Below are 26,480 nucleotides of genomic sequence, written 5' to 3'. Positions count from 1 at the left end.
GTACAGCGCGTTCCGTCATCGCCCTGCGCGCTCCCGTTTCTCAGGTTATCGGCGCGGGATTAAATACGGCCAGCTGATTACGAATTCCCCAGCGATCTGACCAGGTTTGCTTTCTGCCACTGGCAATGTCCAGTATCAATTCAAACAACCGCCAGCCAACCTGCTCAATGGTTTCCTCGCCTGTCGCAATCGTGCCAGCATTGATGTCCATCAGGTCATGCCAGCGCTCGGCCAGCGCGTTACGGGTAGCCATTTTTATCACCGGGATTGCCGCCAGGCCATACGGGGTTCCTCTGCCGGTGGTAAAGACCTGCAGGGTGATACCTGAGGCGAGCTGCTGCGTGCCGCACACAAAATCGCTGGCGGGCGTCGCGGCAAAAATCAGTCCACGTCGTGTCGGACGTTGTCCGGGCGACAGAACCTCCACAATCGGGCTTCGGCCTGATTTGGCAATGGAACCCAAGGCTTTTTCCACCACGTTTGCCAGCCCACCTTTCTTGTTGCCCGGTGAGGGATTGGCGCTGCGATCGGTTTTGCCTTGATCAAGGTAGCGGTCATACCATGCCATCTCTTCAATCAGCCGCTGACCCACTTCCTGATTGATCACGCGCGGTGTCAGTAAGTGAATGGCATCGCGCACCTCGGTGACCTCAGAGAACATAACGGTCGCGCCGCTGCGCACCAGCAGGTCGGAAGCAAAGCCCACCGCGGGATTCGCCGTCACGCCAGAAAAAGCATCACTGCCGCCGCACTGCATGCCCACGACCAGTTCCGAGGCAGGGCAGGTTTCACGCTGGCGCTGGTTAAGCCGTTTCAGATGGCGCTCTGCGACCTGGAGGATCTCATCCACCATGGCGCCAAAGCCCACCAGCTTCTCATCCTGCAAACGCACAATATCCTCCTCATCCAGCGAGATGGGCTGCACGTCGGGCGTACCGGTCAACAAGCGCTCAGGTTGTAATTTTTCACAACCCAGACTGACTACCATGATCTCCCCGCCAAAATTCGCGTTAAGGGCCAGGTTGTGGACGGAACGGATAGGAATAACCGCCGCAGGCGCGTTGATTGCCACGCCGCAGCCGTAGAGATGATTTAGCGCAACCACGCCGTCCACATTGGGATAACGGGGCAGCAAATCACGCTCTATCATCTGCACCACATAATCCACCACGCCCGCCACGCAGTGAACGCTGGTGGTAATGCCCAACAGGTTACGGGTGCCCACGCTGCCGTCAGCGTTGCGATAGCCCTCGAAGGTATAACCTTCAAGCGGCGGTAAGTCAGGCGGCACGTTATTCGCCAGGGGCAAACTCTGCAAATCCGGTGCGTCCGGAAGCGCAATGAGTGATTCATCGATCCAACTGCCTTGGGCAATATCACGAACGGCAAGGCCAATAATTTCACCATAGCGCAATACAGGCTGACCCTGAGGAATGGCGGCCAACGCCACCTTATGCCCCTGCGGTACATGTTCGGTTAGTGTTAATCCATCCTTAAACGTGGTGCCCGCAGTCAGCCCCTGGCTGTTTACCACAATCGCAACGTTATCGTTTTCGTGAACTTTAATGTAAAGCGGCTGCTCTTTTGAAATGGGGTTCATCGCTCACCTTCCAGTGCGTAGCGCCTTGCTGGTACGGCGCATTCATTATGAGACGTCAGGTGTCACAGGTTCGGTATTTGCCACCGTCAGTATAAGAAGGTGTTACTGCCTGCACATTGTGCAATTGACCTATATTCGGCTGAGAGATGGCGCGGTTTTATTATCTTTTTACTAAATCAAGTGAAGATTCTCACAAAGCCGCTTATCAACGCCTGTTTGGGCGTGCTTATTGCGACTTTTTACAAATAACGTGAAACGTCCCGCAGCAGTTTATGCATTAGCCCAAAAAATCATCGTTCATTCACCTTATTCCAGGGTGATGTTCCAATGCCTCACCCAAACCCGCTTCCTATACTGATTTCCGTTTTCCCGATCAGGTTATTCGTCACGACGCATTATCGGTTTGCCATTAAAAAAAATCGCCGTGTTTAACCTACATCTCTCTGATACCCAACGCGATGTGTATGCAGTCAGAGCGAATGTAGCTTTCGCTATATTTCAGGAGTGCATCATGAGTAGTTATCACCAGACAACGGAGGCGGTACAAAAACGGACGAACGCGCGTTACTGGATAGTGGTCATGCTATTTATTGTGACCTCATTCAACTACGGTGACCGCGCCACGTTGTCTATCGCGGGTTCGGCCATGGCAAAAGAAATTGGCCTCGATCCCGTGGGGATGGGGTTTATCTTCTCTGCTTTTTCATGGGCCTATGTCATTGGGCAAATCCCCGGTGGCTGGCTGTTGGATCGCTTTGGTTCTAAGCGCGTCTATTTCTGGAGTATCTTTCTTTGGTCGTTGTTTACCCTGCTGCAGGGGTTCGTGGACGTGTTCAGCGGCTACACCATCGTCATGGCGCTGTTTATGCTGCGCTTTATGGTCGGGCTGGCGGAAGCCCCTTCATTCCCGGGTAACAGCCGTATTGTGGCAGCCTGGTTTCCGGCTCAGGAGCGCGGCACTGCCGTGGCGATTTTCAACTCCGCACAATACTTCGCGACGGTAATTTTCGCGCCCATCATGGGCTGGTTGACCTCCGCGGTGGGCTGGGCGCACGTGTTCTGGTTTATGGGAGGGCTGGGCATTATTTTGAGCTTTATCTGGCTCAAAGTGATTTACGATCCCTGCGATCATCCCGGCGTGAACAAAGCGGAGCTGGACTACATGGCGGAGGGCGGCGCCCTGATCAATATGGATCAGAAAAGCGAGAAGCAAAAAGTCAGCTTCAGTGATAAGTGGTTCCAGATCAAGCAACTGCTGCAGTCGCGCATGATGATCGGTGTCTACATTGGCCAGTACTGCATCAACGCTCTGACCTACTTCTTTATCACCTGGTTTCCGGTTTATCTGGTGCAGGCAAGGGGCATGTCGATCCTTAAAGCGGGCTTTGTCGCCTCGGTGCCTGCGCTGTGCGGCTTTATCGGTGGCGTGCTCGGCGGGGTGATCTCTGACTGGCTGATGCGCAAAACCGGCTCACTCAATATCGCCCGTAAAACCCCGATTGTGCTCGGCATGTTGCTCTCGACGTCCATGGTGGTCTGTAACTATGTCGAGACGGACTGGGTCGTGGTGCTGTTCATGGCAACCGCCTTCTTTGGTAAAGGAATTGGCGCGCTGGGATGGGCAGTGATGGCGGACACCGCACCGAAAGAGATTAGCGGCCTGAGCGGCGGTCTGTTCAATATGTTCGGTAATGCATCCGGCATTATTACCCCCATCGCGATCGGCTACATCATTGCCTCTACCGGTTCTTATAACGGCGCGCTGGTTTATGTCGGTATCCACGCGTTCGTTGCCGTACTCAGCTACCTGGTGCTGGTGGATAACATCAAACGCATTGAGCTGAAAACACGCTAAGGAGCCTGCATGAATACGCAATCGACGCCCGTTATTACGACTATGCAGGTGGTCCCTGTGGCTGGCTACGACAGTATGCTGCTCAACATTGGCGGGGCACACAATGCCCGCTTCACGCGCAATATCGTGATCCTGACCGACAGTGCAGGACACACCGGGCTGGGTGAAGCACCGGGGGGAGAAACCCTCTATCAGACCTTAATCGAGGCCGCGCCGCAGGTGATCGGTCAGCAGGTCGCCCGTATGAACCGGCTGGTGCAGAAGATTCATCAGGGGAATCAGTCCGCCGATTTCGAGACTTTTGGCAAAGGGGCCTGGACCTTTGAGCTGCGCGTCAACGCGGTCGCGGCACTGGAAGCCGCACTGCTGGACCTTCTGGGACAATGCCTGGGCGTGCCGGTCGCCGAACTGCTTGGACCGGGTAAGCAGCGCGATGAGGTGACGGTTTTAGGCTACCTGTTCTACTTAGGCGATCGCCGTAAAACCGATTTGCCTTATCTGACGGGTGAGAAGGCGCAGCATGACTGGTATCACCTGCGCCATCAGGAAGCGCTGAATAGCGAGTCGGTTGTCCGGCTGGCCGAGGCGGCGCAGGATAAATACGGTTTCAAAGATTTCAAACTCAAGGGCGGAGTGCTGCCGGGCGAACAGGAGATCGCCACCGCGCAGGCGCTGAAAAAGCGCTTCCCCGAGGCGCGCATCACCGTCGATCCTAACGGCGCGTGGTGGCTGGACGAGGCGATCGGATTCTGTAAGGGCATGCAGGATGTCCTGACCTATGCAGAAGATCCCTGTGGCGCCGAGCAGGGTTATTCAGGGCGCGAGGTGATGGCCGAGTTTCGTCGTGCGACCGGATTACCGGTCGCCACCAACATGATCGCCACCAACTGGCGTGAAATGAACCATGCGCTGATGCTCAATGCTGTCGATATCCCACTGGCCGATCCACACTTCTGGACGATGAGCGGCGCCGTTCGGGTCGCGCAACTGTGCGATGAATGGGGCTTAACCTGGGGCTGCCACTCGAATAACCACTTTGATATTTCTCTCGCGATGTTCACCCACGTCGGTGCCGCCGCGCCCGGTAATCCCACCGCCATAGATACGCACTGGATCTGGCAGGAGGGCGATCAACGCCTGACAAAAGAGCCGCTGCAGATCCGTCAGGGCAAAATCACGGTGCCAGATGCGCCTGGCTTGGGCATTGAACTGGATTGGGAACGACTCCGCCTGGCAAACGAACACTACAAATCACTGCCGGCGGGCGGACGTAATGACGCCACAGCCATGCAGTACTTGCTACCAGGCTGGACATTTGACCGTAAACGGCCGGCCTTTGGCCGGGCCTCTGCTTAAGGGATAACAGATGAATACCACACCAAAAATTACCGCCATGCAGGTCATCCCGGTTGCCGGCTATGACAGCATGTTACTGAACCTGAGCGGCGCACATTCGCCTTTTTTCACCCGCAATATCGTGATCATTGAAGACAACGCAGGCCATACCGGCGTAGGTGAAATCCCCGGTGGCGAAAAGATTCGTCAAACCCTGGAAGAGGCTGCCGCGCTGGTGGTGGGCAAAACGATTGGCGAATATAAAAACATCCTGAGCCAGGTTCGCGCCACCTTTGCCGATCGCGATGCCGCTGGGCGAGGTAATCAGACCTTTGATCTTCGCACCACCATTCACGTGGTCACCGGCATCGAAGCCTCACTGCTGGATCTGCTGGGGCAGCATCTGGGCGTCAATGTCGCCTCGCTATTGGGCGACGGACAGCAGCGCGACAAAGTCGAAATGCTGGGTTATCTGTTCTACGTTGGCGATCGCAACAAGACCTCGCTGGCATACCAGCATCAGGACAACGATACCTGCGACTGGTATCGCCTGCGCCATCAGGAAGCGCTCACGCCGGATGCCGTGGTACGGCTGGCCGAAGCGGCCTATGAAAAATACGGGTTCAACGATTTTAAACTTAAAGGCGGCGTGCTGAGCGGCAGTGATGAGGCTGAAGCGATTACTGCACTCGCGAAGCGCTTCCCCCAGGCGCGCGTCACTATCGATCCCAACGGTGCCTGGTCGCTTGACGAAGCCATTACGCTGGGTAAGCAGCTTAAAAACGTCCTCGCCTATGCAGAAGATCCCTGTGGCGCAGAGCAGGGCTATTCGGGGCGTGAAGTGATGGCCGAGTTCCGGCGCGCTACCGGTCTGCCGACGGCGACGAATATGATCGCCACTGACTGGCGTCAAATGGGCCACACGTTGTCATTACAGTCGGTGGATATCCCACTGGCCGATCCGCACTTCTGGACGATGCAGGGTTCCGTGCACGTGGCGCAAATGTGCCACGCGTTTGGCCTGACGTGGGGTTCGCACTCCAACAATCATTTCGATATTTCACTGGCGATGTTTACCCACGTTGCCGCTGCCGCGCCGGGCAAGATCACCGCTATTGATACCCACTGGATCTGGCAGGAAGGCAATCAACGACTGACGAAAACGCCTTTCCAGATTGAAGGCGGCATGGTCGCAGTGCCGCAGGCACCGGGCCTGGGCATTGAACTGGATATGGACCAGGTCATGCAGGCTAACGCGCTGTATCAAAAGCATGGCCTTGGCGCACGTGATGATGCTCAGGCCATGCAGTTCCTGATCCCACAGTGGACGTTTGATAACAAGCGTCCGTGCCTGGTGCGTTAACTTTTTTGGGCTTCCTTCAGGAAGTCCGTTCCACAGGAGTCAAACCATGAGTAATACAGCCTGGCCAAATGAATTCCGTCGCCGCCTGCTGGCAGGTGAAACCCTGATCGGCAGTTGGTGCGCCATGGCAAGTCCCATCTCGACCGAGGTGTTAGGGCTGGCCGGATTTGACTGGTTAGTTCTGGATGGCGAGCACGCACCGAACGATATCACCACGTTTGTTCCCCAGCTAATGGCGCTGAAGGGCAGCCGCAGCGCGCCAGTGGTACGTCCACCCTGTAACGAACCGGTCATCATCAAGCGCCTGCTGGATATTGGTTTTAATAACATCCTTGTTCCCTTCGTCGAGAACGAAGACGAAGCCAGACGTGCGGTGGCCTCCACGCGCTATCCGCCTGCCGGAATTCGCGGCGTGTCGGTTTCCCATCGCAGCAACATGTACGGCACGGTGCCGGATTATAACGCCACCATCAACGACAACATTTCGGTGCTGGTCCAAATAGAAACCCAGCAGGCTGTCGACAACATTGACGCCATCGCCGCGGTTGATGGCGTGGACGGCATTTTTGTCGGGCCGGGCGATCTCTCTGCCGCACTCGGCTATCTCGGGCAGCCAGCCCATCCGGAGGTGTTAACGGTCATCAAACACATCTTTGAGCGGGCAAAAGCCGCCAACAAACCTAGCGGCATTCTGGCACCGGTGGAAGCTGATGCCCGTCGCTATCTCGAATGGGGCGCAACCTTTGTTGCCGTTGGCAGCGATCTCGGTGTTTTCCGCAGTGCCACGCAGGCGTTGTGCGACAAATTTAAAAAGTAATCATCCAGGAGAAACGACATGAAAATTGGCTTTATTGGCCTGGGCATCATGGGCAAACCAATGAGCAAAAACCTGCTGAAAGCCGGTTATTCACTGGTGGTACGCGATCACAATGCAGAAAGCGAAGCTGAGCTGGTGAAGCTGGGGGCGACCACAGCGGCGAATGCCAAAGAACTGGCGCAACAGTGCGATGTGGTGATCACCATGGTGCCAAATTCCCCACAGGTGAAAGAGGTTTGCCTGGGCGAAAACGGCATTATCGATGGCGCGAAACCGGGCCTGATTGTGATCGATATGAGCTCCATTGCGCCGCTGGCGAGCCGTGAAGTCCACGATGCGCTGGCAGCAAAGCAGATTCACATGCTGGATGCGCCGGTGAGCGGCGGCGAGCCCAAAGCGATTGAGGGGACGTTATCCGTGATGGTGGGCGGCGATAAAGCCGTGTTTGACCAGTGCTACGACATCATGAAAGCCATGGCGGGATCGGTGGTTCATACCGGCGATATCGGCGCAGGTAACGTGACGAAGCTGGCAAATCAGGTCATTGTAGCGCTGAATATTGCCGCCATGTCTGAAGCCTTGTCGCTGGCGACCAAAGCGGGCGTCAGTCCGGAACTGGTGTATCAGGCGATTCGTGGCGGTCTGGCGGGCAGCACCGTGCTGGATGCCAAAGCGCCCATGGTGATGGACCGCAACTTTAAGCCGGGTTTCCGCATTGATTTACATATCAAGGATCTGGCTAACGCGCTGGATACCTCGCACAGCCTTGGTGCGCACCTGCCGCTGACGGCGGCCGTGATGGAAATGATGCAGGCGTTGCGTAATGACGGACAGGGGAGTGCCGACCACAGCGCGCTGGCCTGCTATTATGAGAAATTAGCAAAGGTTGAGATCTCTCGCTAATGCCTTGCCCGGCTTCTGTGGAGGCCGGGCCGATTTCACGCTCTGATCGTTAATTAATACCGCCTGGATTGCCTATGAAAATCGTAATCGCACCGGATTCATATAAAGAAAGTCTTTCGGCCCTGGAAGTGGCATCGGCAATCGAAGCGGGGTTCCGTGAGGTTTTTCCCGATGCCCATTATGTGAAAATACCGGTTGCTGATGGTGGTGAAGGCACGGTGGAAGCCATGGTGGCTGCGACCCAGGGAAAGCGGGTCAGGTTAAAGGTCACCGGTCCGCTGGGTGAACCTGTCGAGGCGTTTTACGGCCTGTCGGGTAATGAAGATACCGCCTATATCGAGATGGCGGCGGCCAGCGGCCTGGAGCTGGTACCGGCAGCGCAGCGGGATCCCCTTATCACCACCTCGTTTGGGACTGGGGAGCTAATTAAAAACGCGCTCGATAAAGGCGTCCGACACATCATTATCGGTATCGGTGGCAGCGCCACCAATGACGGTGGTGCTGGCATGATGCAGGCGCTGGGCGCTCGCTTGCTGGATAAACAGGGCGAGCAAATTGGTCGGGGAGGTGGCGCATTGCCTGACCTGGCAAGCATTGACGTTACCGGACTTGACCCGCGCATTCGGCAGTGCCGCGTTGAAGTGGCCTGCGATGTAACCAATACGCTGACGGGCGATCACGGTGCCTCTGCGGTGTTTGGCCCCCAGAAAGGCGCGACGCCGGAACGGGTTGAGCAACTGGATCGAGCCCTGACACATTACGCTGCGCTTATTCAGCGCGATTTGGGTATTGATGTGCTGCAGATCAGCGGTGGCGGCGCTGCCGGTGGCATGGGGGCTGCGCTGCACGCGTTTTGTCAGGCGGAATTACGCCGTGGGATTGAGATTGTGACGGAAGCGCTGGGCCTGGAGGAGCAGGTAAAAGATGCCGATCTGGTCATTACCGGCGAGGGACGAATCGACAGCCAGAGCATCAAGGGCAAGGTGCCGATTGGTGTGGCAAAGGTCGCTAAGCGTTTTAATATTCCCGTGATAGGCATTGCCGGTAGCCTGACTGACGATGTCGGTGTGGTGCATCAGCATGGCCTGGATGCCGTATTTAGCGTGCTTTACCGTATTTGCTCGCTGGATGAGGCGCTAAAAGGGGCAGAAAACAATGTCCGTCTCACCGCGCGCAATGTGGCTGCCACAATGAAAATCGCCGGGTTCCACTAAGCGTATTCACGGCCCTTCACCTGACAGGGCCGTTTGTTCTTTCGCAGTATGCCCGGCTAAGGCATGGAGAGGATGCGCCGTGCCTGTCTGGCGACGTTCTCCATTTCATCCTGAAGCTCCAGCAGTTCCGGCTCCAGCGCTTCGATATCGCTTGCCTGATGAAGCTCTTTCTCAAGCTTACGGCACAGTTGTTTCATCCGCGGGACGCCGCTGTAGCTGGCGCTGCCGTGAAGTTTATGAATGATCTCACGCAGGGAGGTCGCGTCGTTGTCGGCGATAAACTGCGCCATTTTACCGTGCACTTCCGGCAGGAATGCCAACAGCATTCGGAGTAAATCCCGCGCCAGATCCGGCTTATTCGCTGCCTGGCGTAATGCCAGCTTCCAGTCCAGCGTGGGTAATATTGGGGGGATCTCGGGCGCCGTGGTGCTCGGGCTGGGCATATAGCGGGCCAGGACCTGAGCGAGCTTGTTTTCATCAATAGGCTTGGCCAGGTAGTCGTTCATGCCGGCCCGGATAAGATGTTCGCGTTCACCGTCAATAGCGTGGGCGGTAACGGCGACTATCGGGGTGGTTGCGTGGTTGGGCAGCGTGCGGATGATCTCGCTGGCCCGAATGCCATCAATATCGGGCATTTGTATATCCATTAAGATCACGTCCAGCACTTGCCTGTGGGCCACACGGATGGCCTGCTCCGCATTATTGCACAGTACGATATGTTGAACCTGCTCTTCCAGCAGCGCCCCAATCAGCTTGAGGTTAGCGGGATTGTCGTCCACGGCCATCACGGTCAGCGGCAGACGCGGTGAGGCCGATAGTTCGCTGCTGTGACGGGCATGCAGCTCCAGCAGCATCGGCAACAGGCGCGTCTGCGAGACGGGTTTTGCGATGCAGCCATCAATACCACGCACTTTCAGCTCATCGGCCAGTAACATCATCGGACTCGGCAGCGCCATAATGACCTGGTCGGCGCGCTCCAAAAGCGTATGGATCAGCCTGTCCTCAAGCACCTGCGGCTGGCTGGCGTTGACCGGCATGGCCATTAACACAATGGGATAGCGCGACTGGCTCAGGCCCTCCAGGGTTAAACTGTGCTCAACCTGCAACGGCGTGGCACCTAAAATCTCTACCACCGCGCTGGCGACGTCGGGGTTCGCCTCCACATAGGCCATGCGCGTGTTCGACAGTGCATCCAGCACTCGAGGCATACTCGGTGCATTGGGATTGAGGTCTAGTTTAACGCGCACCCAAAAGGTAGAGCCGTGGTTCTGACGGCTGACGAAGGTGATCTCCCCGTTCATTTCCCTTACCAGTTTTTGGGTAATGACCAGCCCCAGCCCCGATCCTCCGTGGCGGCGGGAAATGCTGGCATCCGCCTGGCGAAAGGCCTGAAACAGCTGGGCCTGCTGCTCTTCAGAAATGCCAATGCCTGTGTCGCGAACCTGAATCTCCAGTTCAACATGCGTCGCCGTAATCGTGTGCTGTTCTACCCGTAAATTGATGGTCCCTTTTTCGGTAAATTTAATCGCGTTGCCCATCAGGTTGATCAGGATCTGCTGCAGGCGGAGCGCATCGCCAATCACGTTGTCCGGCACGCTGTTATCGCAGACCACGGTCAACTCCAGCCCCTTCTCATGGGCGGATGGGGCCAGCAAAACCAGGGTTTCATCCAGGGTGGCGCGCAACGGAAAGGGAATGGACTCCAGCATCAGCTTGCCGGCTTCCAGTCTGGAAAAATCAAGCACGTCATTAATGATGGACAGGAGATTGTTGGCCGAGCGCTCAATGGTCAGCATGTAGTCGCGCTGCGTGGTGCGCAGCGGCGTTTTCAACATCTGACGGGTAAAGCCCAGCACGCCATTAAGCGGCGTACGCAACTCATGCGACATATTTGCCAGAAATTCGGATTTGATACGGGCGGCTTCCTGCGCGCGCTTTTTGGCCAGATCCAGCTCGACGTTCTGAATCTCCAACTGCTCCAGCGTTTCCCGCAGGTCCCATGTGGCCTGATCGATATTGTGCTGCATCTCTTCGTGATAGGCGGTGAGCGACATCGCCATCGCGTTGATACCGTTTTTCAGGATACTCAATTCACCCAGCATATGGCCTTCAACCCGGCTGTCCAGTTGTCCACGACGAATTCGGTCAACGGTGCTAACCATATTACGAATAGGGCCGGTGACGTCCCGCATCAGGCGATAGGCAAACAGCATGGCAATACACAGGCAGAACAGCAGCATCAGGGTAGCAATAAAAACTTCCCGATATTGCTGTAAGCGCACGGATTGCAGATCCAGCTCTATCGCCACATAGCCCAACGGGTTACCTGCGGGTTTGGCATCCTGACCCGGCAGCTCATCCACGGCGTAACGTTCAGAGATAATCGGCTTGCGTAAGATCAGCAGGTTGCCACTGCCTTCAACGGACACATCCTCAGGCAGCGCGCGAATAGCCTGCTTGCTTTCCAGACTCAGGTTTTGGTGATTATTAGAGGTGACATAAAGCTGATTATTATCGTCGAAAACGGAGATGGCGCGCACGATCCCGGAATGGCGGCGATGCAGTAAACTGACCAGTTCACGCAGCGCGTCACGATTGTGCCATGTCATGCTGTATTCGGTAGAAACCGCCAGCGGTTCGATGATATTGGCCCCGGCATCGATGACCTGGCGCTGCAGCTCATTATAACGATGCACGACAAAAAATGAGCTGAGCAGTAACCCAACCATCAACGTTGGGGCCAAAATTAAAATCATCATTCGCGCCCGCAGGCTGTATTTGGTCATAATAGTCGCCTGCTGTCCGGCATGAACGTCCCTGTGCATCTGCTGAACCTTGTGCACATCGAATCTTAAAGAGAAAGAACCACACTATGGCGCAATTTTACTCCGCAAAACAGCGCGTGACGACCCAACAACGGATCACCGTCACCATTGAAGACCTCGACCCGTTTGGTCAGGGCGTTGCCCGCTACAAGGGCAAAACCCTGTTTGTCTCGGGCGCGCTGCCCGGAGAGCAGGCCGAGGTCACCCTGCTGGAGGATAAACGCCAGTATGCCAGAGCGAAAGCCGTGCGCCTGCTTAACCACAGTCCTTCACGGGTTGCGCCGCGCTGTCCCCATTTTAGCCGCTGTGGCGGTTGTCAGCAGCAGCATGTCGACGAGGCGTTACAACAGCAAAGTAAATCACGTGCGCTGGCACGGATGTTGACCCAGGCAGCGAACCAGCCGGTGGCGGTTGATGAGATCATTGCCGGACCGGCCTGGGGCTACCGTCGCCGCGTCAGGCTTGGCCTGCAGTGGCAGAACAAAACACAGCAGTTGCTGATGGGGTTTCGCCAGGCGGCCACCAACGATCTCGTCGATATCCAGCAGTGCCCCATCATGGTGCCCCAGCTTGAAGCGCTGATTATTCCGCTGCGCAATTGTCTCACTATGCTTAATGCTGTCAAACGCTTAGGTCATGTTGAGCTGGTGCTGGCTGACAACGGCCCGGTGCTGTTATTGCGCCATCTCGATGCATTAAGTACCGATGATATTGCAAAACTGGAACGTTTTTCGCATCAGCACCAACTGATGCTGTTTCTGGATGATGGAAGCGAGACGCTGCGCGCATCTGGCGATCGGCAGCCGTTTTATCATTCTCACCAGCTTGAGCTAATCTTCAGTCCAAAGGATTTTATTCAGGTCAACGATACGGTGAATCAGCAGATGGTGGCGAAGGCCATTGCGTGGCTGGATTTGCAACCTGAAGATCGGGTGCTGGATCTGTTTTGCGGCATGGGAAACTTTACGCTTCCTGTAGGAAAATCGGTACAAAGTGCCGTGGGTGTGGAGGGCGTTGCAGCATTAGTGCAGCAGGCAGAGTATAATGCTGACGTGAATGCGCTAAAAAACGTCAAATTCTTCCAGCATAATCTGGAAGAAGATGTTTCGCGCCAGCCCTGGGCTATGCAGGGATTTAACAAGGTATTACTCGATCCGGCTCGCGCTGGGGCGGCAGGTGTCATGGCACATGTCGTCAAATTATCGCCAGAATGCGTGGTCTATGTTTCGTGTAATCCTGTGACACTCGCACGTGACAGTGAAACATTGCTGTCAGCGGGTTACCAATTGGAAAGGGTCGCGATGCTGGATATGTTTCCTCATACCCGTCATCTCGAATCCATGGTGCTGTTCAGAAAAAAAATATAAGTGTCCGGCAGGGGCGCTGTGCAGGAGAGGATATGGTTGCGGTCAGAAGTGCGCATTTAAATACGGAAGGGGAGTTTGCCCTTGACCAGTGGATCGCCAGTCTTGGCGTTGCTAACCCGCATTCCTGTGATCGCCTTGCTGAAACCTGGCGCTATTGTGAAGCGCAGACTCAGGGGCATCCTCACCAGTCGCTGCTGCTGTGGCGCGGCATCGAGATGGTGGAAATTCTCTCGATGCTCAGCATGGATATCGAAAGCCTGTGCGCCGCATTGATTTTCCCGCTCGCGAATGACGAAGTGGTCAGCGAAGAAGAGCTGGAAAAAACCGTCGGTCCGGGCATCGTTTCGCTGGTGCACGGGGTCCGCGATATGGACGCCATTCGTCAGCTGAAAGCCATTCATAACGATTCAATGGCTTCTGAGCAGGTGGATAATGTCCGCCGTATGCTGCTCGCCATGGTGGAAGATTTCCGCTGCGTGGTGCTGAAGTTGGCTGAGCGCATCATGAACCTGCGCGAAGTTAAAGACGCGCCGGAAGATGAACGCGTACTGGCGGCGAAAGAGAGCACCAATATTTATGCCCCGCTGGCGAACCGCCTGGGCATCGGTCAGCTTAAGTGGGAGCTGGAAGATTACTGCTTCCGCTACCTGCATCCCGACGAGTACAAGCGCATTGCTAAGCTGCTGCACGAGCGCCGCATTGACCGTGAGCAGTACATCGATAACTTTGTCGATAATCTGCGCAAAGAGATGGCAAAAGAGGGCGTGCGGGCCGAAGTGTACGGCCGTCCTAAACATATCTACAGCATCTGGCGCAAGATGCAGAAGAAGTCGCTGGCGTTTGATGAGCTATTTGATGTTCGCGCGGTGCGTATTGTTGCCGAGCGACTGCAGGACTGCTACGGCGCGCTGGGCACGGTGCACACGCTGTATCGCCACCTGCCCAACGAGTTCGACGACTATGTCGCCAACCCCAAACCTAACGGCTATCAGTCCATTCATACCGTGGTTCTGGGGCCCGAGGGCAAAACCGTCGAGATCCAGATCCGTACCCGCCAGATGCATGAGGACGCCGAGCTGGGCGTCGCCGCGCACTGGAAATACAAAGAAGGGCCGTCGTCCAGCCATGCGCGTGGCGCGGCAGGTCACGAAGAGCGCATTGCCTGGCTACGTAAGCTGATCTCATGGCAGGAAGAGATGGCGGATTCCGGCGAGCTGCTGGAAGAGGTGCGCAGCCAGGTATTTGACGACCGCGTCTATGTCTTTACGCCAAAAGGGGACGTGGTCGATTTGCCGGCAGGTTCTACCCCGCTGGACTTCGCTTACCACATTCACAGCGATATCGGTCACCGCTGCATCGGTGCCAAGATTGGTGGCCGCATCGTGCCCTTCACCTATCAGTTGCAGATGGGCGATCAGGTGGAAGTCATCACCCAAAAACAGCCGAACCCGAGTCGTGACTGGCTGAACCCTAACCTGGGGTTCATCACCACCAGCCGAGGCCGCGCCAAGATTCATAACTGGTTCCGCAAGCAGGATCGCGATAAAAACATTCTTGCCGGCCGTCAGATTCTGGATAACGAGCTGAATCAGATGGATATCAGCCTGCGTGAAGCCGAGAAACTGCTGCTGCCGCGCTATAACGTTACCTCGCTGGACGAGTTGCTGGCTGCCATCGGCGGGGGGGACATTCGCCTTCATCAGATGGTGAATTTCCTGCAGGCGAAGCTCAATAAGCCGACGGCGGAAGAGCAGGATCGTGAAGCCCTGCGCCAACTCACACAAAAATCGCATGCGCCAACGTCACGCAAAGAGAGCGGCCGTGTGGTCGTGGAAGGCGTGGGCAACCTGATGCACCATATTGCACGCTGCTGTCAGCCGATTCCGGGTGACGACATCGTGGGTTTTATCACGCACGGACGGGGCATTTCGATTCACCGCGCCGATTGCGACCAGCTGTCTGAGCTGATTTCCACCGCGCCCGAGCGCATTGTGGATGCCGTATGGGGCGAAAGCTACTCCAGCGGCTACTCGCTGGTCGTAAGGGTGACGGCCAACGATCGTAGCGGGCTGTTACGCGATATCACCACCATCCTCGCGAATGAGAAGGTTAACGTCCTGGGCGTTTCAAGCCGCAGCGATACCAAAAAACAGCTCGCCACCATTGATATGGACATCGAGATTTATAACCACCAGGTCCTGGGGCGCGTGCTGTCTCGCCTGAATCAGGTGCCTGACATTATCGATGCCCGCCGCCTGCACTAATCGTCCGTTATCAGGCGCATGTCTTGACCGACGTGCGCCTGGCTGCTTTTATCACCGCTGTTATGCCAACTGAACACCTGAAGGATTTCCCTATGACGTCAATTGATCGCCTGCTGGGCATTATGAAAACCCTGCGCGATCCGCAGCAGGGTTGCCCGTGGGATCGCGAGCAGACCTTTGCCACTATCGCGCCTTACACGCTGGAAGAAACCTATGAAGTGCTGGACGCCATCCAGCGCGAGGACTTCGACGATCTGCGGGGGGAGCTGGGCGATTTGCTGTTTCAGGTGGTGTTTTATGCCCAGATGGCCCAGGAGCAGGGGCGTTTTAATTTTGATGATATCTGCCATGCCATCAGTGACAAGCTGGAACGCCGCCATCCACACATTTTTGCGGACGGCACGGCAGAGAACAGCGCAGACGTGTTAAAAAACTGGGAAGCGATTAAACGCGCGGAACGGGCAGAAAAAGCGCAGCACTCCGCGCTGGACGATATTCCCAAAGCCCTGCCAGCCCTGATGCGCGCCCATAAAATTCAGAAACGATGCCACAACGTGGGCTTCGACTGGAGCACACTGGGGCCGGTGGTCGATAAGGTGCATGAAGAGATTGACGAAGTCATGCATGAAGCGCAGCAAAGCGTTATCGATCCCCAAAAACTGGAAGAAGAGATTGGCGATCTCCTGTTTGCGACCGTTAACCTCTCTCGTCATTTGGGCAGCAAGGCCGAAACGGCGCTGCAGAAAGCCAACGACAAGTTTGAGCGACGTTTCCGCGCGGTAGAAGCTATTATCAGCGCGCAGGGCCTGACAATGCCGGGGGCGACGCTGGAGCAGATGGAGGCCGCCTGGCAGCAGGTAAAGGCAACGGAAAAAAGCTGATTATTCCTGCACCGCGCATAAAGTGTGCGCTCGAGCTTACTCGATTCAGCCTGACGTCAGATTTGTGACGCAGGTCAAAATTTTGTTTACCGCTATCCGCTATGTTACCCGCAGCAATGCTTTGGGAGAGGGATGTGATTCATCAATTGTGGCTGATAGCGGTTTCCAGTATACTGTTTTCCCGTCCTGGTTATTCCACCGTCTTTAAACCTAAACTCTCAGGTTCAGCATGACAACGAATTATATTTTTGTGACCGGCGGGGTCGTATCCTCTCTGGGTAAAGGCATTGCCGCAGCCTCCCTCGCAGCCATTCTCGAAGCGCGTGGTCTGAATGTGACCATCATGAAACTGGATCCGTACATCAACGTCGATCCGGGTACCATGAGCCCTACTCAGCATGGTGAAGTGTTTGTCACCGATGATGGTGCCGAAACCGATCTGGATTTGGGTCACTACGAGCGCTTCATCCGCACTAAAATGTCGCGCCGTAACAACTTCACCACGGGCCGTATCTACTCAGAAGTCCTGCGCAAAGAGCGTCGCGGTGACTACCTTGGCGCCACTATTCAGGTCATCCCTCATATCACGAATGCGATCAAAGAGCGCATTCTTGAAGGCGGTGAAGGCCACGATGTGGTGCTGGTCGAAATCGGCGGTACGGTCGGTGATATCGAATCCCTGCCGTTCCTGGAAGCGATTCGTCAGATGGCGGTGGATGTGGGCCGCGAGCATACGATGTATATGCACCTGACGCTGGTGCCTTACATGGCCGCCGCAGGCGAGGTGAAAACCAAGCCGACGCAGCACTCGGTCAAAGAGCTGCTCTCCATCGGTATTCAGCCTGACGTGCTCATTTGCCGGTCCGATCGTGCGGTGCCAGCCAATGAGCGTGGCAAAATTGCCCTGTTCTGTAACGTGCCGGAAAAAGCCGTTATCTCGCTGAAAGACGTCGATTCAATTTATAAAATTCCTGGCATGTTGAAATCACAGGGCCTGGACGACTACATCTGTAAGCGTTTCAACCTGAACGCCCCGGAAGCCAATCTGGCCGAGTGGGAGCAGGTGATTTATGAAGAAGCCAATCCGGGCGGCGAAGTCACCATTGGCATGGTGGGCAAATATGTCGAGCTGCCGGATGCCTATAAATCCGTTATTGAAGCGCTGAAGCACGGCGGTCTGAAAAATCGTGTGACCGTAAACATCAAGCTGATCGACTCACAGGACGTTGAAACCCGTGGTGTCGAATTGCTGAAAGATTTGGATGCCATTCTGATCCCTGGTGGCTTTGGCTACCGTGGCGTAGAAGGCAAGCTAATGACGGCGAAATACGCGCGTGAAAACAACGTGCCTTATCTCGGCATCTGCCTCGGCATGCAGGTCGCACTGATGGAGTTCGCCCGTAACGTCGCCGGAATGGAAGGCGCTAACTCCACTGAATTTGTGCCAGACTGTAAGTATCCGGTGGTGGCACTGATCACCGAATGGCGTGACGAAGAAGGCAACGTGGAAGTGCGTACTGAACAGAGCGATCTGGGTGGCACCATGCGCCTGGGCAGCCAGCAGTGCCAGCTGAATCCGGAAAGTAAGGTTCGCCAGCTGTACGGTTCTGACACCATTGTTGAGCGCCATCGTCACCGCTATGAAGTGAACAACATGCTGCTGAAGCAAATTGAGGCAGCGGGTTTACGCGTGGCAGGTCGTTCAGGTGACGATCAGTTGGTTGAGATCATTGAGATCCCGAATCATCCATGGTTTATTGCTTGCCAGTTCCACCCTGAGTTCACATCGACGCCTCGCGATGGTCATCCGTTGTTTGCGGGTTTTGTGAAAGCAGCACATGAGCATCAGAAGCGTTTAGCGAAATAAGTTTAACGAACAACGCGCGAACTTTTCGCGCGTTGTTTGTCTTAGGATTGACTAACTTGTACTGAGGAAAATCGTAATGGCCAAAATCGTAAAAGTCATCGGTCGCGAAATTATCGACTCACGTGGCAACCCAACTGTTGAAGCAGAAGTTCACCTGGAAGGTGGTTTCGTTGGTCTGGCTGCGGCACCTTCAGGTGCATCTACCGGTTCTCGTGAAGCACTGGAACTGCGTGACGGTGACAAATCCCGTTTCCTGGGCAAAGGCGTAACCAAAGCCGTTGCTGCGGTTAACGGCCCGATTGCTGAAGCGGTAAAAGGCAAAGACGCGAAAGATCAGGCGAACATCGATAAAATCATGATCGACCTGGACGGTACTGAGAACAAATCTAACTTCGGTGCTAACGCCATTCTGGCTGTTTCCCTGGCAGCAGCGAAAGCCGCAGCGGCCTCTAAAGGTCAGGCGCTGTATGAGCACATCGCTGAACTGAACGGCACCCCGGGCAAATACTCTATGCCACTGCCAATGATGAACATCATCAACGGCGGCGAACATGCAGACAACAACGTCGACATTCAGGAATTCATGATTCAGCCGGTTGGCGCTTCAAACGTTAAAGAAGCGATCCGTATGGGTTCTGAAGTGTTCCACAACCTGGCAAAAGTGCTGAAAAGCAAAGGCATGAGCACGGCGGTGGGTGACGAAGGTGGCTATGCGCCAAACCTGGGTTCTAACGCCGAAGCGCTGGCCGTTATCGCTGAAGCGGTAAAAGCAGCCGGTTACGAGCTGGGTAAAGACATCACTCTGGCCATGGACTGTGCGGCTTCTGAATTCTACAAAGATGGCAAATACGTTCTGGCCGGTGAAGGCGGTAAAGCGTTTACCTCAGAAGAGTTCACCCACTTCCTGGAAGATCTGACTAAACAGTATCCGATCGTTTCTATCGAAGATGGCCTGGACGAGTCTGACTGGGATGGCTTCGCCTACCAGACCAAAGTGCTGGGCGACAAAATCCAGCTGGTGGGCGACGACCTGTTCGTAACCAACACCAAAATCCTGAAAGAAGGTATCGAGAAAGGCATCGCTAACTCTATCCTGATCAAATTCAACCAGATCGGTTCACTGACCGAAACCCTGGCTGCAATTAAAATGGCGAAAGATGCAGGCTATACCGCTGTGATCTCTCACCGCTCAGGCGAAACTGAAGATGCGACCATCGCTGACCTGGCGGTCGGTACAGCTGCGGGCCAGATCAAAACCGGTTCAATGAGCCGTTCTGACCGTGTTGCTAAGTACAACCAGCTGATCCGTATCGAAGAAGCGCTGGGTTCAAAAGCCCCCTTCAACGGTCTGAAAGAAGTTAAAGGTCAGTAAGTTTACTGCCGTCTGACTTCTGATCATAACCCGCCCACGTGGCGGGTTTTTTTATGCCCGGACCTTATGCGGCTTCCGCCATCTTTTTGCGCGACGTCTATGCTGTTTACATCCGTTCTTAATAAAACCCACCGACACTGAATAACGAGCAAGGTGCGCCGGGCTGACCCCGCACCTTACCGCTGGCCTGAAGCACGCGCTTCAGGTTCACATTTCTGACAGGCAGAAGGGGGAAACGCATGAGACTGGCTTCTTATAACGTGGAAAACCTGTTCGATCGCGCCAGAGCAATGAACCAAAACGAATGGCGTGAGGGCAAACCGACGCTGGAAAAATTCGCCCAACTGAATGCACTGCTGGGGCAGGTGGAATACAGCGATGCGACTAAGAAGCAAATGGTGGAATTGATGGAGGCGCTGGGGCTGCAAAAGTCAGATACCGGGCCCTTTGTTATCCTCCGGCGTAACCGGGGCAAGCTGTTGACCCGCCCCACAGACAACAGCGGAATAAAGATTATTGCCGCAGGACGCGCCGACTGGGTCGGTTCGCTGGAACTGCGGCGTGCGCCGGTAGATGAAATAGCTATGGGATTAACAGCGCAGGTCATGATTGACCTCAAGGCAGATATTTTGACCGTTGTTGAGGCAGAAAGCCGGCCCGCTTTACTGGAATTTAATAACGCCATGCTGCCTGCGCGCCAGGGAACGCCTTTTGATCACGTCATGGTGATTGACGGCAACGATGAGCGGGGCATTGATGTTGGCCTGATGACAGGAGCAGGCTTCGCAATCGACACCATTCGCAGCCACGTTGATGATAAGGATAAGCAGGGCGACCTGATTTTCTCGCGCGACTGTCCCGAATTTGCGATTCCGCTACCCGATGGACAAACCCTGCACGTGCTGGTTAACCATTTTAAAAGCAAAGGCTACGGTGCCAAAACGCTTTCCGACGCCCGCCGTAAACTGCAGGCCGAACGGGTGAAGGCAATTTATCAGCAGCGAATTAAAGAGGGACAAACGCTGATTGCTATCACCGGAGACTTTAACGATACGCCGGACAGCGAGGCGCTGGCACCTCTGCTGAAAGAAACCGATCTGAAAGATATCTTCACCCATGAAAAATTTGATAACGGCGGCTATCCAGGAACCTGGGGCGGCTGCAGCGCCAGTAATAAAATTGACTACATTTTACTGTCCCCCGCGCTGTGGAAAAAAGTGGAAAAGGGCGGCGTGTGGCGCAAAGGGATGTGGCCAGGCGTGCGCCCGGTAAAATGGGAAACCTATCCCGAACTGAAAAAAGAGGTGAATGCCGCCTCGGATCATGCGGCAGTCTGGGTGGACCTGAAGATCTAGTCCGAGGTATAGACGGCACAGGTCGCGGCGCTGACCGCAGCCTGTGCAGCCACAGCATTACAGCGACTGAATGATGCGTTTCAGTAAACGAATGCGCGGTTCAATGCTGTTCAGTTCCATATATTCAGACGGGCTATGAAAATTTGCGCCGATGGGGCCAAACCCATCCAGTGAGGGCGTGCCCACTGCGGCGGTATGGTTGGCATCCGAGCCCCCGCCTACAGCCTGCCAGCTAATCTCAATGTCTTCTGTTTGCCCGGCTTGCTCAACGATCTGCATTAGCGCTTCTGTTTTAGCATCTGGCGTCATGGCAGGCGTGTAAGCCTGCTGGGTAACCTGCGTCGTTACGCCGGGCTCCGCCTCAAAATGCGCAAGGGCTTTCATCGCCATGTTGACCCGCTCAAACTCAGCGTTAAGCTGAAAGCGCACGTCTACGATCATCTCTGCGTGGTCTGGCACAATATTTGCCGCGTCCCCGCCTGAAATCACGCCGGTGTTTACCGTTGTGCCCTGTGCGGGATCGGCCAGGTTCGCAACGGCAATGACGCTGTACGCCAGTGCGTTGATGGCTGAACGGCCTTTATCGGGATCGTTGCCCGAATGCGCAGCAACGCCGCTAAAATTCAGCCGATACCGCGCCATGCCTTTCCGTGCTTTGACCAGTGAGCCATCGCTTCTCGCCGCTTCGCCAACCAGCACGCAACGGCTGCGTTTTGCCAACCCGGTCAACCAGTGATGAGAATACACCGATCCGGTTTCTTCATCGGGATTCATGGCGACGGCAATAGATAAACGATCGCGCTCAGCGTGATTCAGCCCACGTAATGCCCAGAGAATGGTCAGCAATCCCCCTTTCATGTCCGCCACGCCGGGGCCTCTGGCGCGATCGCCCTCAAGAGAGAAAGGACGTGCAGCCACCGTTCCCACAGGAAAAACGGTATCCATATGCCCCACCAGTAAAACATCATAATGCTCTGCATCAGGTTTGTTGGTAACCAGCAGGCCCGGGCCCACCTTGTCGTCCAGCTCAACACGTTGACAGTGCCAGCCATCCTGTTGATACCATTGCTGAAAGTGCTGGTATACCTGTTCCACGCCTTCCACCGAGCCCGTTCCGCAGTCAATATTGACAACCTGTTCCAGTTCCTGAAGATACTGTGTTAATTCCATAGGTTACTCCGCAATCATCAGTCGCATAACTATCATGGCGCCGAAGGCATTCAGCACCGACAGGGCAATCATCAAAGGGATACGTTTTGCTGGAATGCCGATCACGCCAAGAATGCGTCCAGCGTACTGGACCTGTGAACCCATCAGGTAGATGGCTGGCGCAAGGATAGCCAGATGGGCACCGGTCAGAATCCCTCGCTCAAATAAACTGATGGCAACGCCCACGCCACCGCCCATGGACATCCAGCCGCCAATGAGCACCGCGGCGGCCTCGCCCGGCAGGCCGAAAAGCCGCATCAGGGGGCCGAACAGCCATGCCATGCCAGCCAGCGTGCCGGTGAGTTCCAGGGCATAAATAATAATGAAGGCCATCAGAACGTTAGGCAGTGTGCTGGTCGTCGCGATGGTCCAGCCTTTTCGCGCTCCGGCCACAAAGACATCGGTGATCATCGGTTTAGTTGAGTCAGTCATTTTTTACCTCTGTACCTTGTCTGCGTTCGCCGATCGTCAGGATCAGGCGAACCAGATTAGCGCCCACGATTTTCATGACGAACATTACCGCCACGCACAGACCAATTGAGGCTGGAACGGCATGCGAGCCATCAAGCGCTATCAGGGTAAACAGCACCGCACCGGAGGAGAAAAAGTTGGTAATCATCGCGCCAGCGGAAAACTGAAACATAGTAAAAATTGTTTTTTCTTTTTCCGTGATCTGCCCTTCATCAGCCAGTACGCGGGTTAATGATGCGCCAACATCCGTGCTTTGCAGACTCCCAATCATGGCCAGCCCGGTTGAGCCTGGGATCCCCATCAGAGGCCGCAGTAGCGGGGTAAGTAGCTTACGGGCTGCACGAAGTGCGCCGTAGTGCTCAAGCACGTTGATCATGCCTAACGCAAACATAACTGCAGGGATCAAGCCAAATGCGAACAGGAACCCATCCATTGCCCCATAACCGCCTTTTCCCCGAAAGGCGCTTTGCGCGACATCCAGGGTGTCGGTTTGAAGACTGACACCGGATACCACTTTTCCGAATGCCCCGTTTAATGTGGTGAAGTCAAACACGCCATACCACTCTTTTCCGCCAAGCAGACCGGAGAAAAACACCATGGCAAACAGCAAGGCCAGGTAAGCGCCCGGTCCGACCTTAAGCGGTTCGGATTGAGAAGAGTCAGTCATCGTTTATTTCCTTACATCTTTGGCGACAAAAGGCGATGCTAAAAGTGGGATGTAAGCGGAGGAATGATGACGATCAATTTGCAGGACAAAGAGCCAGCAACGGGCCAAATAGTGCTAATCAGCTCACAATAATCAGTGAAATTCGCCTCTGGATAAACGCAAAAATCCGGCTTGCCTTAGACAAAGTCAGCCACGCCGCATCACCTGACATGATCTTAACCCGGAGTTCTGCGATAATCGCGTTTTGCTAAAACCACAGAGACCATTATGCAGTACCCGATTAACGAAATGTTCCAGACGCTGCAAGGCGAAGGTTATTACACCGGCGTGCCGGCTATTTTCATCCGCTTACAGGGATGTCCGGTAGGATGCAGCTGGTGTGACACCAAACACACCTGGGAAAAACAGGCGGATCGGGAAACATCATTAGGCGATATTCTGGTCAAAACGGTGGAAAGCGATGCCTGGGGCAACGCCGATACGGCGACGCTGCTCAGCAGCATCGCGCAACAGGGCTGGACGGCCCGCCATGTGGTGATCACTGGCGGCGAACCGGCCATTTACGATTTACGCCCGCTGACCGCATCGCTGGAGGCGGCAGGATTTCAATGCCAGATTGAGACCAGCGGAACCCATGAAATCCACTGTTCCGAACAAACCTGGGTTACCGTTTCACCCAAGGTAAATATGCGCGGCGGATACGACGTGCTGGCTCAGGCCCTGAGCCGTGCGGATGAAATCAAACATCCGGTTGCCCGGCAACGTGATGTGGAGGCGTTAGACGACCTGCTGGCTGGCATTCAGGACAGCAAAGCTCGAATCATTGCGCTGCAGCCAATTAGCCGCAAAGATGAGGCGACAAAACTTTGTATTGAAACCTGTATTGCGCGCAACTGGCGCCTGTCGATGCAGACACATAAATATCTGAACATCGCCTGATAAGACTCAGGCGGCCTCTCGCCGCCTGACCGTTATTGCTTCGCTTTCCAGGCCTCAAAAGCCTGTTTGATCTCCGCTTTGGCCGCGCTGTCGTCTTCGAATCCCTTCAGCTCCACGTTTTTACGCCCTTCCGGCAGCGCTTTATAGACGCGAAAGAACGCTTCCAGCCGCTGCTGTTCCAGCTTTGGCAGATCGGCGACCGTCTGAATCGCATCATAGGTCGGATCGACTTTGCTGGCCGGAACCGCCACGATTTTGTCATCCACTTCGCCACCGTCGATCATTTTCAGTACGCCAATCGGGCGCAGTTTAATTAATGTCCCGGGCGCAAGTGGGGCGCGGGTGTAGAAGATCACATCCAGCGGATCGTTATCGCCGCCCAGCGATTGCGTCAGCGAACCGTAGTTTGCCGGATAAGCGACCGGCATCGACTGAAAACGATCGGCAACGATAAAACCGGTTTTCGCATCGGTTTCATATTTGATGATTCCGCCTGCCGGAATTTCCGTCACGGCATAGAATTCGTCGGGCAGTGAATCGGGTTGTGGAAAGCTGAGGATGTTTTCCGCCTGAACGGCGGCAGAGGCGGTGATAAAAAAGAGACAAGCAAAAAGCGGTTTTACCAGGTTCATTGTTGATTCTCTTGATCTTTAATGAAGGAGAGAACAGCCTGGTGGGGAAAGATGACAGAAGGATGACGTCAGACAGAGGAGGAGAGTTCAGCTGATGTCGTGCAGGAGAGGCGGCAGCAGGCCGATCAACAGGTCAGTAAGCGGGTGACCGGCCCTGCGCTGCCGTACAGAGCAGATTAACCGCGATAGGTGCAGCCTGCAGTACAGGTTTCTTTGATCATCACCGCACTCAGCAGCGGCAGGCGAGGCTTCATGTGATCCCAAATCCATTTTGCCAGGACTTCGCTGGTGGGATTCTCCAGTCCGGGGATCTCATTAAGATAATAGTGATCGAGCCTGTCATAGAGGGGTTTAAACGCCGCTTTCAGCTCAGCAAAATCCATGACCCAGCCGGTATGCGCATCCACTTCACCGGTAATTTCCAGACGAACAAGGAATGAGTGACCGTGCAGACGGCCGCATTTGTGTCCTGCCGGCACATTGGGTAAATAGTGTGCGGCTTCGAACTGGAACTCTTTAAATAACGTGGTAGACATAATCGCTCTCAGGCATTAAAAACGGCTGAATTCTACCTGAAAGAGCAGTTTTTCGCATCTGCTAAGCGCCGTTAAACGACGATTAAGCCAGAATAGTAAAAGGATTCGCGCGCCTTTCCCAAAATGCGCTCAGCCATGACCCGGATCGTCAGCCGGAAGCCGCGCCACGATAGCTTCCGCTATGCCGTAATCCTCAATCAGCAGCCGTTGCTGCTCTGAACGTGACAGCGGCGTAAAGGTTTCCTTTCCCTCAGAGTCCCTGATCACCCGTTCTCCCTTCACGATTCCGGTGATGCTCCCTGCGCTGGCGCGGCGAATCAGCAAGGCACCGTCAAAGCGGCTGCTATGTCGGCTCTGTTGATGACGTGACTGAAACGCGTCAACGGGGAGGCCGGTAGTCAGAATTTTGCAGTCGATTCCTGCCCGACCCAGCGGTTTCCAGTGTATGTACCAACTGCCGTCTCGCTCATAAACGCGTGTGCCCCAGACGGGATGGGGATTCAGCCTGGCTTCCAGCGGGAGCGGATGGCCATGGAGCAGCGTGCTGTCAACCACCCGCGTGCCTGCATCCATGTTAACAAACAGCATGCCATGACCGGGGGAACCTGCGGGCGTCGGACGTGAGGACAGCATGGTGGAAAGGCCAAACTGCACGTTAAATCCCACGTGTATCAGCAGGGCATGCAGCGCGCCATGGCCCGCCCAGCAGGTGCCGCCTGTGCCATAGGTTAACCAGTGAGTGAAAAAGTCGGTTGCCGTGCTGCCGGGCAAGGGGAGGGCGCTGTCGTGGTCAGTCATCAGACGGCGGCGGAGATTATCAAAGGGTACCGACTGGCACCAGGCGCGATATATCTCACTCAGTCCGATCTCATCAGGAGCGGGAGGCGCGCTAAACCCCAGTTTTTGCAGAATCTGCTCCGCCATTGCTTGCGGTAACGCGGTGATAATGCCTGGCACCTGTCGTCGCTCCTGGTCGTTTTCCTGTTGTTAACCCAGCAATTTGCCGCG

The 26,480-nt window shown here is 55.2% G+C and carries 21 protein-coding genes; 13 read left to right on the top strand and 8 right to left on the bottom strand.

Annotation, left to right across the window (positions count from 1 at the left end; genetic code table 11):
• Positions 1-40 precede the first annotated feature (40 nt).
• Positions 41-1,600: a galactarate dehydratase gene (garD, locus tag NYE92_RS09835; RefSeq protein WP_029569100.1), complete on the bottom strand. Its 1,560-nt coding sequence runs from the start codon at positions 1,598-1,600 to the stop codon at positions 41-43.
• A 511-nt stretch (positions 1,601-2,111) separates the two neighbouring features.
• Here garD and NYE92_RS09830 point away from each other — a divergent pair.
• The 6 genes from NYE92_RS09830 (at position 2,112) to NYE92_RS09805 (ending at position 9,087) form a co-directional block, all read left to right on the top strand.
• Positions 2,112-3,455, top strand: a complete 1,344-nt coding sequence (locus NYE92_RS09830; protein WP_014594458.1) for an MFS transporter — start codon at positions 2,112-2,114, stop codon at positions 3,453-3,455.
• 9 nt (positions 3,456-3,464) lie between these two features.
• Positions 3,465-4,811 carry an enolase C-terminal domain-like protein gene (locus NYE92_RS09825; RefSeq protein ID WP_014605155.1) on the top strand — a complete coding sequence of 449 codons (1,347 nt, stop codon included), beginning with the start codon at positions 3,465-3,467 and terminating at the stop codon, positions 4,809-4,811.
• A 10-nt stretch (positions 4,812-4,821) separates the two neighbouring features.
• On the top strand, positions 4,822-6,153 hold the full coding sequence (gudD, locus tag NYE92_RS09820) for a glucarate dehydratase (RefSeq protein ID WP_259018907.1): 1,332 nt from the start codon (positions 4,822-4,824) through the stop codon (positions 6,151-6,153).
• A 46-nt stretch (positions 6,154-6,199) separates the two neighbouring features.
• Complete coding sequence (gene garL / locus NYE92_RS09815) at positions 6,200-6,970, top strand: 2-dehydro-3-deoxyglucarate aldolase (protein ID WP_072138263.1); 771 nt, start codon at positions 6,200-6,202, stop codon at positions 6,968-6,970.
• A gap of 18 nt (positions 6,971-6,988) precedes the next feature.
• Entirely contained in the window at positions 6,989-7,873 is an 885-nt protein-coding gene (garR, locus tag NYE92_RS09810; RefSeq protein ID WP_014594454.1) for a 2-hydroxy-3-oxopropionate reductase, read from the top strand.
• Between the two features lie 74 nt (positions 7,874-7,947).
• Positions 7,948-9,087, top strand: coding sequence for a glycerate kinase (locus tag NYE92_RS09805; protein WP_014605158.1), 1,140 nt, complete (start codon positions 7,948-7,950; stop codon positions 9,085-9,087).
• A 56-nt stretch (positions 9,088-9,143) separates the two neighbouring features.
• Here NYE92_RS09805 and barA read toward each other — a convergent pair whose 3' ends face one another.
• The gene (gene barA / locus NYE92_RS09800) at positions 9,144-11,873 is read right to left on the bottom strand and encodes a two-component sensor histidine kinase BarA (protein ID WP_026020900.1); all 2,730 of its coding nucleotides are present in this window, start codon (positions 11,871-11,873) and stop codon (positions 9,144-9,146) included.
• An 86-nt stretch (positions 11,874-11,959) separates the two neighbouring features.
• Between barA and rlmD the strand changes: the two genes are divergently transcribed.
• The 6 genes from rlmD to NYE92_RS09770 all read left to right on the top strand — a co-directional run bounded on the left by rlmD (position 11,960) and on the right by NYE92_RS09770 (position 21,018).
• A complete protein-coding gene (gene rlmD / locus NYE92_RS09795; protein WP_014594451.1) occupies positions 11,960-13,279 on the top strand; it encodes a 23S rRNA (uracil(1939)-C(5))-methyltransferase RlmD in 1,320 nt (439 codons plus the stop codon).
• Positions 13,280-13,311: 32 nt separating this feature from the next.
• The gene (relA, locus tag NYE92_RS09790) at positions 13,312-15,543 is read left to right on the top strand and encodes a GTP diphosphokinase (protein ID WP_013026949.1); all 2,232 of its coding nucleotides are present in this window, start codon (positions 13,312-13,314) and stop codon (positions 15,541-15,543) included.
• A gap of 92 nt (positions 15,544-15,635) precedes the next feature.
• Positions 15,636-16,424 (top strand): nucleoside triphosphate pyrophosphohydrolase, encoded by a 789-nt coding sequence (gene mazG, locus NYE92_RS09785; RefSeq protein WP_024471448.1) that lies wholly within the window; start codon positions 15,636-15,638, stop codon positions 16,422-16,424.
• A 229-nt stretch (positions 16,425-16,653) separates the two neighbouring features.
• Positions 16,654-18,291, top strand: a complete 1,638-nt coding sequence (pyrG, locus tag NYE92_RS09780; RefSeq protein ID WP_013026947.1) for a glutamine hydrolyzing CTP synthase — start codon at positions 16,654-16,656, stop codon at positions 18,289-18,291.
• A gap of 76 nt (positions 18,292-18,367) precedes the next feature.
• Positions 18,368-19,663: a phosphopyruvate hydratase gene (gene eno, locus NYE92_RS09775; RefSeq protein WP_013026946.1), complete on the top strand. Its 1,296-nt coding sequence runs from the start codon at positions 18,368-18,370 to the stop codon at positions 19,661-19,663.
• A 239-nt stretch (positions 19,664-19,902) separates the two neighbouring features.
• Positions 19,903-21,018: an endonuclease/exonuclease/phosphatase family protein gene (locus NYE92_RS09770; protein ID WP_022623104.1), complete on the top strand. Its 1,116-nt coding sequence runs from the start codon at positions 19,903-19,905 to the stop codon at positions 21,016-21,018.
• Between the two features lie 57 nt (positions 21,019-21,075).
• On the opposite strand, the gene NYE92_RS09765 is transcribed toward NYE92_RS09770, so the two are convergent.
• The 3 genes from NYE92_RS09765 to NYE92_RS09755 are packed head-to-tail and all read right to left on the bottom strand — an operon-like array spanning position 21,076 to position 23,365.
• Complete coding sequence (locus tag NYE92_RS09765; protein ID WP_013026944.1) at positions 21,076-22,188, bottom strand: M20 family metallopeptidase; 1,113 nt, start codon at positions 22,186-22,188, stop codon at positions 21,076-21,078.
• A gap of 3 nt (positions 22,189-22,191) precedes the next feature.
• Positions 22,192-22,659, bottom strand: a complete 468-nt coding sequence (locus NYE92_RS09760; protein ID WP_013026943.1) for a YjiG family protein — start codon at positions 22,657-22,659, stop codon at positions 22,192-22,194.
• Complete coding sequence (locus NYE92_RS09755; protein ID WP_013026942.1) at positions 22,652-23,365, bottom strand: nucleoside recognition domain-containing protein; 714 nt, start codon at positions 23,363-23,365, stop codon at positions 22,652-22,654. The genes NYE92_RS09760 and NYE92_RS09755 overlap by 8 nt, the downstream gene beginning before the upstream one ends.
• Positions 23,366-23,632: 267 nt before the next feature.
• Between NYE92_RS09755 and queE the strand changes: the two genes are divergently transcribed.
• A complete protein-coding gene (gene queE / locus NYE92_RS09750; protein WP_014594445.1) occupies positions 23,633-24,304 on the top strand; it encodes a 7-carboxy-7-deazaguanine synthase QueE in 672 nt (223 codons plus the stop codon).
• 32 nt (positions 24,305-24,336) lie between these two features.
• Here the strand turns inward: queE and NYE92_RS09745 are convergent, their stop codons facing one another.
• The 3 genes from NYE92_RS09745 to NYE92_RS09735 all read right to left on the bottom strand — a co-directional run bounded on the left by NYE92_RS09745 (position 24,337) and on the right by NYE92_RS09735 (position 26,429).
• The gene (locus NYE92_RS09745) at positions 24,337-24,936 is read right to left on the bottom strand and encodes an inorganic diphosphatase (RefSeq protein ID WP_259018905.1); all 600 of its coding nucleotides are present in this window, start codon (positions 24,934-24,936) and stop codon (positions 24,337-24,339) included.
• Between the two features lie 176 nt (positions 24,937-25,112).
• A complete protein-coding gene (gene queD / locus NYE92_RS09740; protein ID WP_013026939.1) occupies positions 25,113-25,472 on the bottom strand; it encodes a 6-carboxytetrahydropterin synthase QueD in 360 nt (119 codons plus the stop codon).
• 129 nt (positions 25,473-25,601) lie between these two features.
• Complete coding sequence (locus tag NYE92_RS09735; protein ID WP_013026938.1) at positions 25,602-26,429, bottom strand: arylamine N-acetyltransferase; 828 nt, start codon at positions 26,427-26,429, stop codon at positions 25,602-25,604.
• Positions 26,430-26,480: the final 51 nt, after the last annotated feature.

It is taken from the genome of Pantoea sp. B566, from assembly GCF_024793925.1.
Lineage (GTDB): Bacteria > Pseudomonadota > Gammaproteobacteria > Enterobacterales > Enterobacteriaceae > Pantoea > Pantoea ananatis.
This window is presented reverse-complemented; position numbering and strand designations above follow the sequence as displayed.

What these genes read in the sequence shown, in the direction of transcription:
- garD (WP_029569100.1), bottom strand. Translation starts at nt 1,600, where the DNA reads ATGAACCCCATTTCAAAAGAGCAGCCGCTTTACATTAAAGTTCACGAA.
- NYE92_RS09830 (WP_014594458.1), top strand. Translation starts at nt 2,112, where the DNA reads ATGAGTAGTTATCACCAGACAACGGAGGCGGTACAAAAACGGACGAAC.
- NYE92_RS09825 (WP_014605155.1), top strand. Translation starts at nt 3,465, where the DNA reads ATGAATACGCAATCGACGCCCGTTATTACGACTATGCAGGTGGTCCCT.
- gudD (WP_259018907.1), top strand. Translation starts at nt 4,822, where the DNA reads ATGAATACCACACCAAAAATTACCGCCATGCAGGTCATCCCGGTTGCC.
- garL (WP_072138263.1), top strand. Translation starts at nt 6,200, where the DNA reads ATGAGTAATACAGCCTGGCCAAATGAATTCCGTCGCCGCCTGCTGGCA.
- garR (WP_014594454.1), top strand. Translation starts at nt 6,989, where the DNA reads ATGAAAATTGGCTTTATTGGCCTGGGCATCATGGGCAAACCAATGAGC.
- NYE92_RS09805 (WP_014605158.1), top strand. Translation starts at nt 7,948, where the DNA reads ATGAAAATCGTAATCGCACCGGATTCATATAAAGAAAGTCTTTCGGCC.
- barA (WP_026020900.1), bottom strand. Translation starts at nt 11,873, where the DNA reads ATGACCAAATACAGCCTGCGGGCGCGAATGATGATTTTAATTTTGGCC.
- rlmD (WP_014594451.1), top strand. Translation starts at nt 11,960, where the DNA reads ATGGCGCAATTTTACTCCGCAAAACAGCGCGTGACGACCCAACAACGG.
- relA (WP_013026949.1), top strand. Translation starts at nt 13,312, where the DNA reads ATGGTTGCGGTCAGAAGTGCGCATTTAAATACGGAAGGGGAGTTTGCC.
- mazG (WP_024471448.1), top strand. Translation starts at nt 15,636, where the DNA reads ATGACGTCAATTGATCGCCTGCTGGGCATTATGAAAACCCTGCGCGAT.
- pyrG (WP_013026947.1), top strand. Translation starts at nt 16,654, where the DNA reads ATGACAACGAATTATATTTTTGTGACCGGCGGGGTCGTATCCTCTCTG.
- eno (WP_013026946.1), top strand. Translation starts at nt 18,368, where the DNA reads ATGGCCAAAATCGTAAAAGTCATCGGTCGCGAAATTATCGACTCACGT.
- NYE92_RS09770 (WP_022623104.1), top strand. Translation starts at nt 19,903, where the DNA reads ATGAGACTGGCTTCTTATAACGTGGAAAACCTGTTCGATCGCGCCAGA.
- NYE92_RS09765 (WP_013026944.1), bottom strand. Translation starts at nt 22,188, where the DNA reads ATGGAATTAACACAGTATCTTCAGGAACTGGAACAGGTTGTCAATATT.
- NYE92_RS09760 (WP_013026943.1), bottom strand. Translation starts at nt 22,659, where the DNA reads ATGACTGACTCAACTAAACCGATGATCACCGATGTCTTTGTGGCCGGA.
- NYE92_RS09755 (WP_013026942.1), bottom strand. Translation starts at nt 23,365, where the DNA reads ATGACTGACTCTTCTCAATCCGAACCGCTTAAGGTCGGACCGGGCGCT.
- queE (WP_014594445.1), top strand. Translation starts at nt 23,633, where the DNA reads ATGCAGTACCCGATTAACGAAATGTTCCAGACGCTGCAAGGCGAAGGT.
- NYE92_RS09745 (WP_259018905.1), bottom strand. Translation starts at nt 24,936, where the DNA reads ATGAACCTGGTAAAACCGCTTTTTGCTTGTCTCTTTTTTATCACCGCC.
- queD (WP_013026939.1), bottom strand. Translation starts at nt 25,472, where the DNA reads ATGTCTACCACGTTATTTAAAGAGTTCCAGTTCGAAGCCGCACACTAT.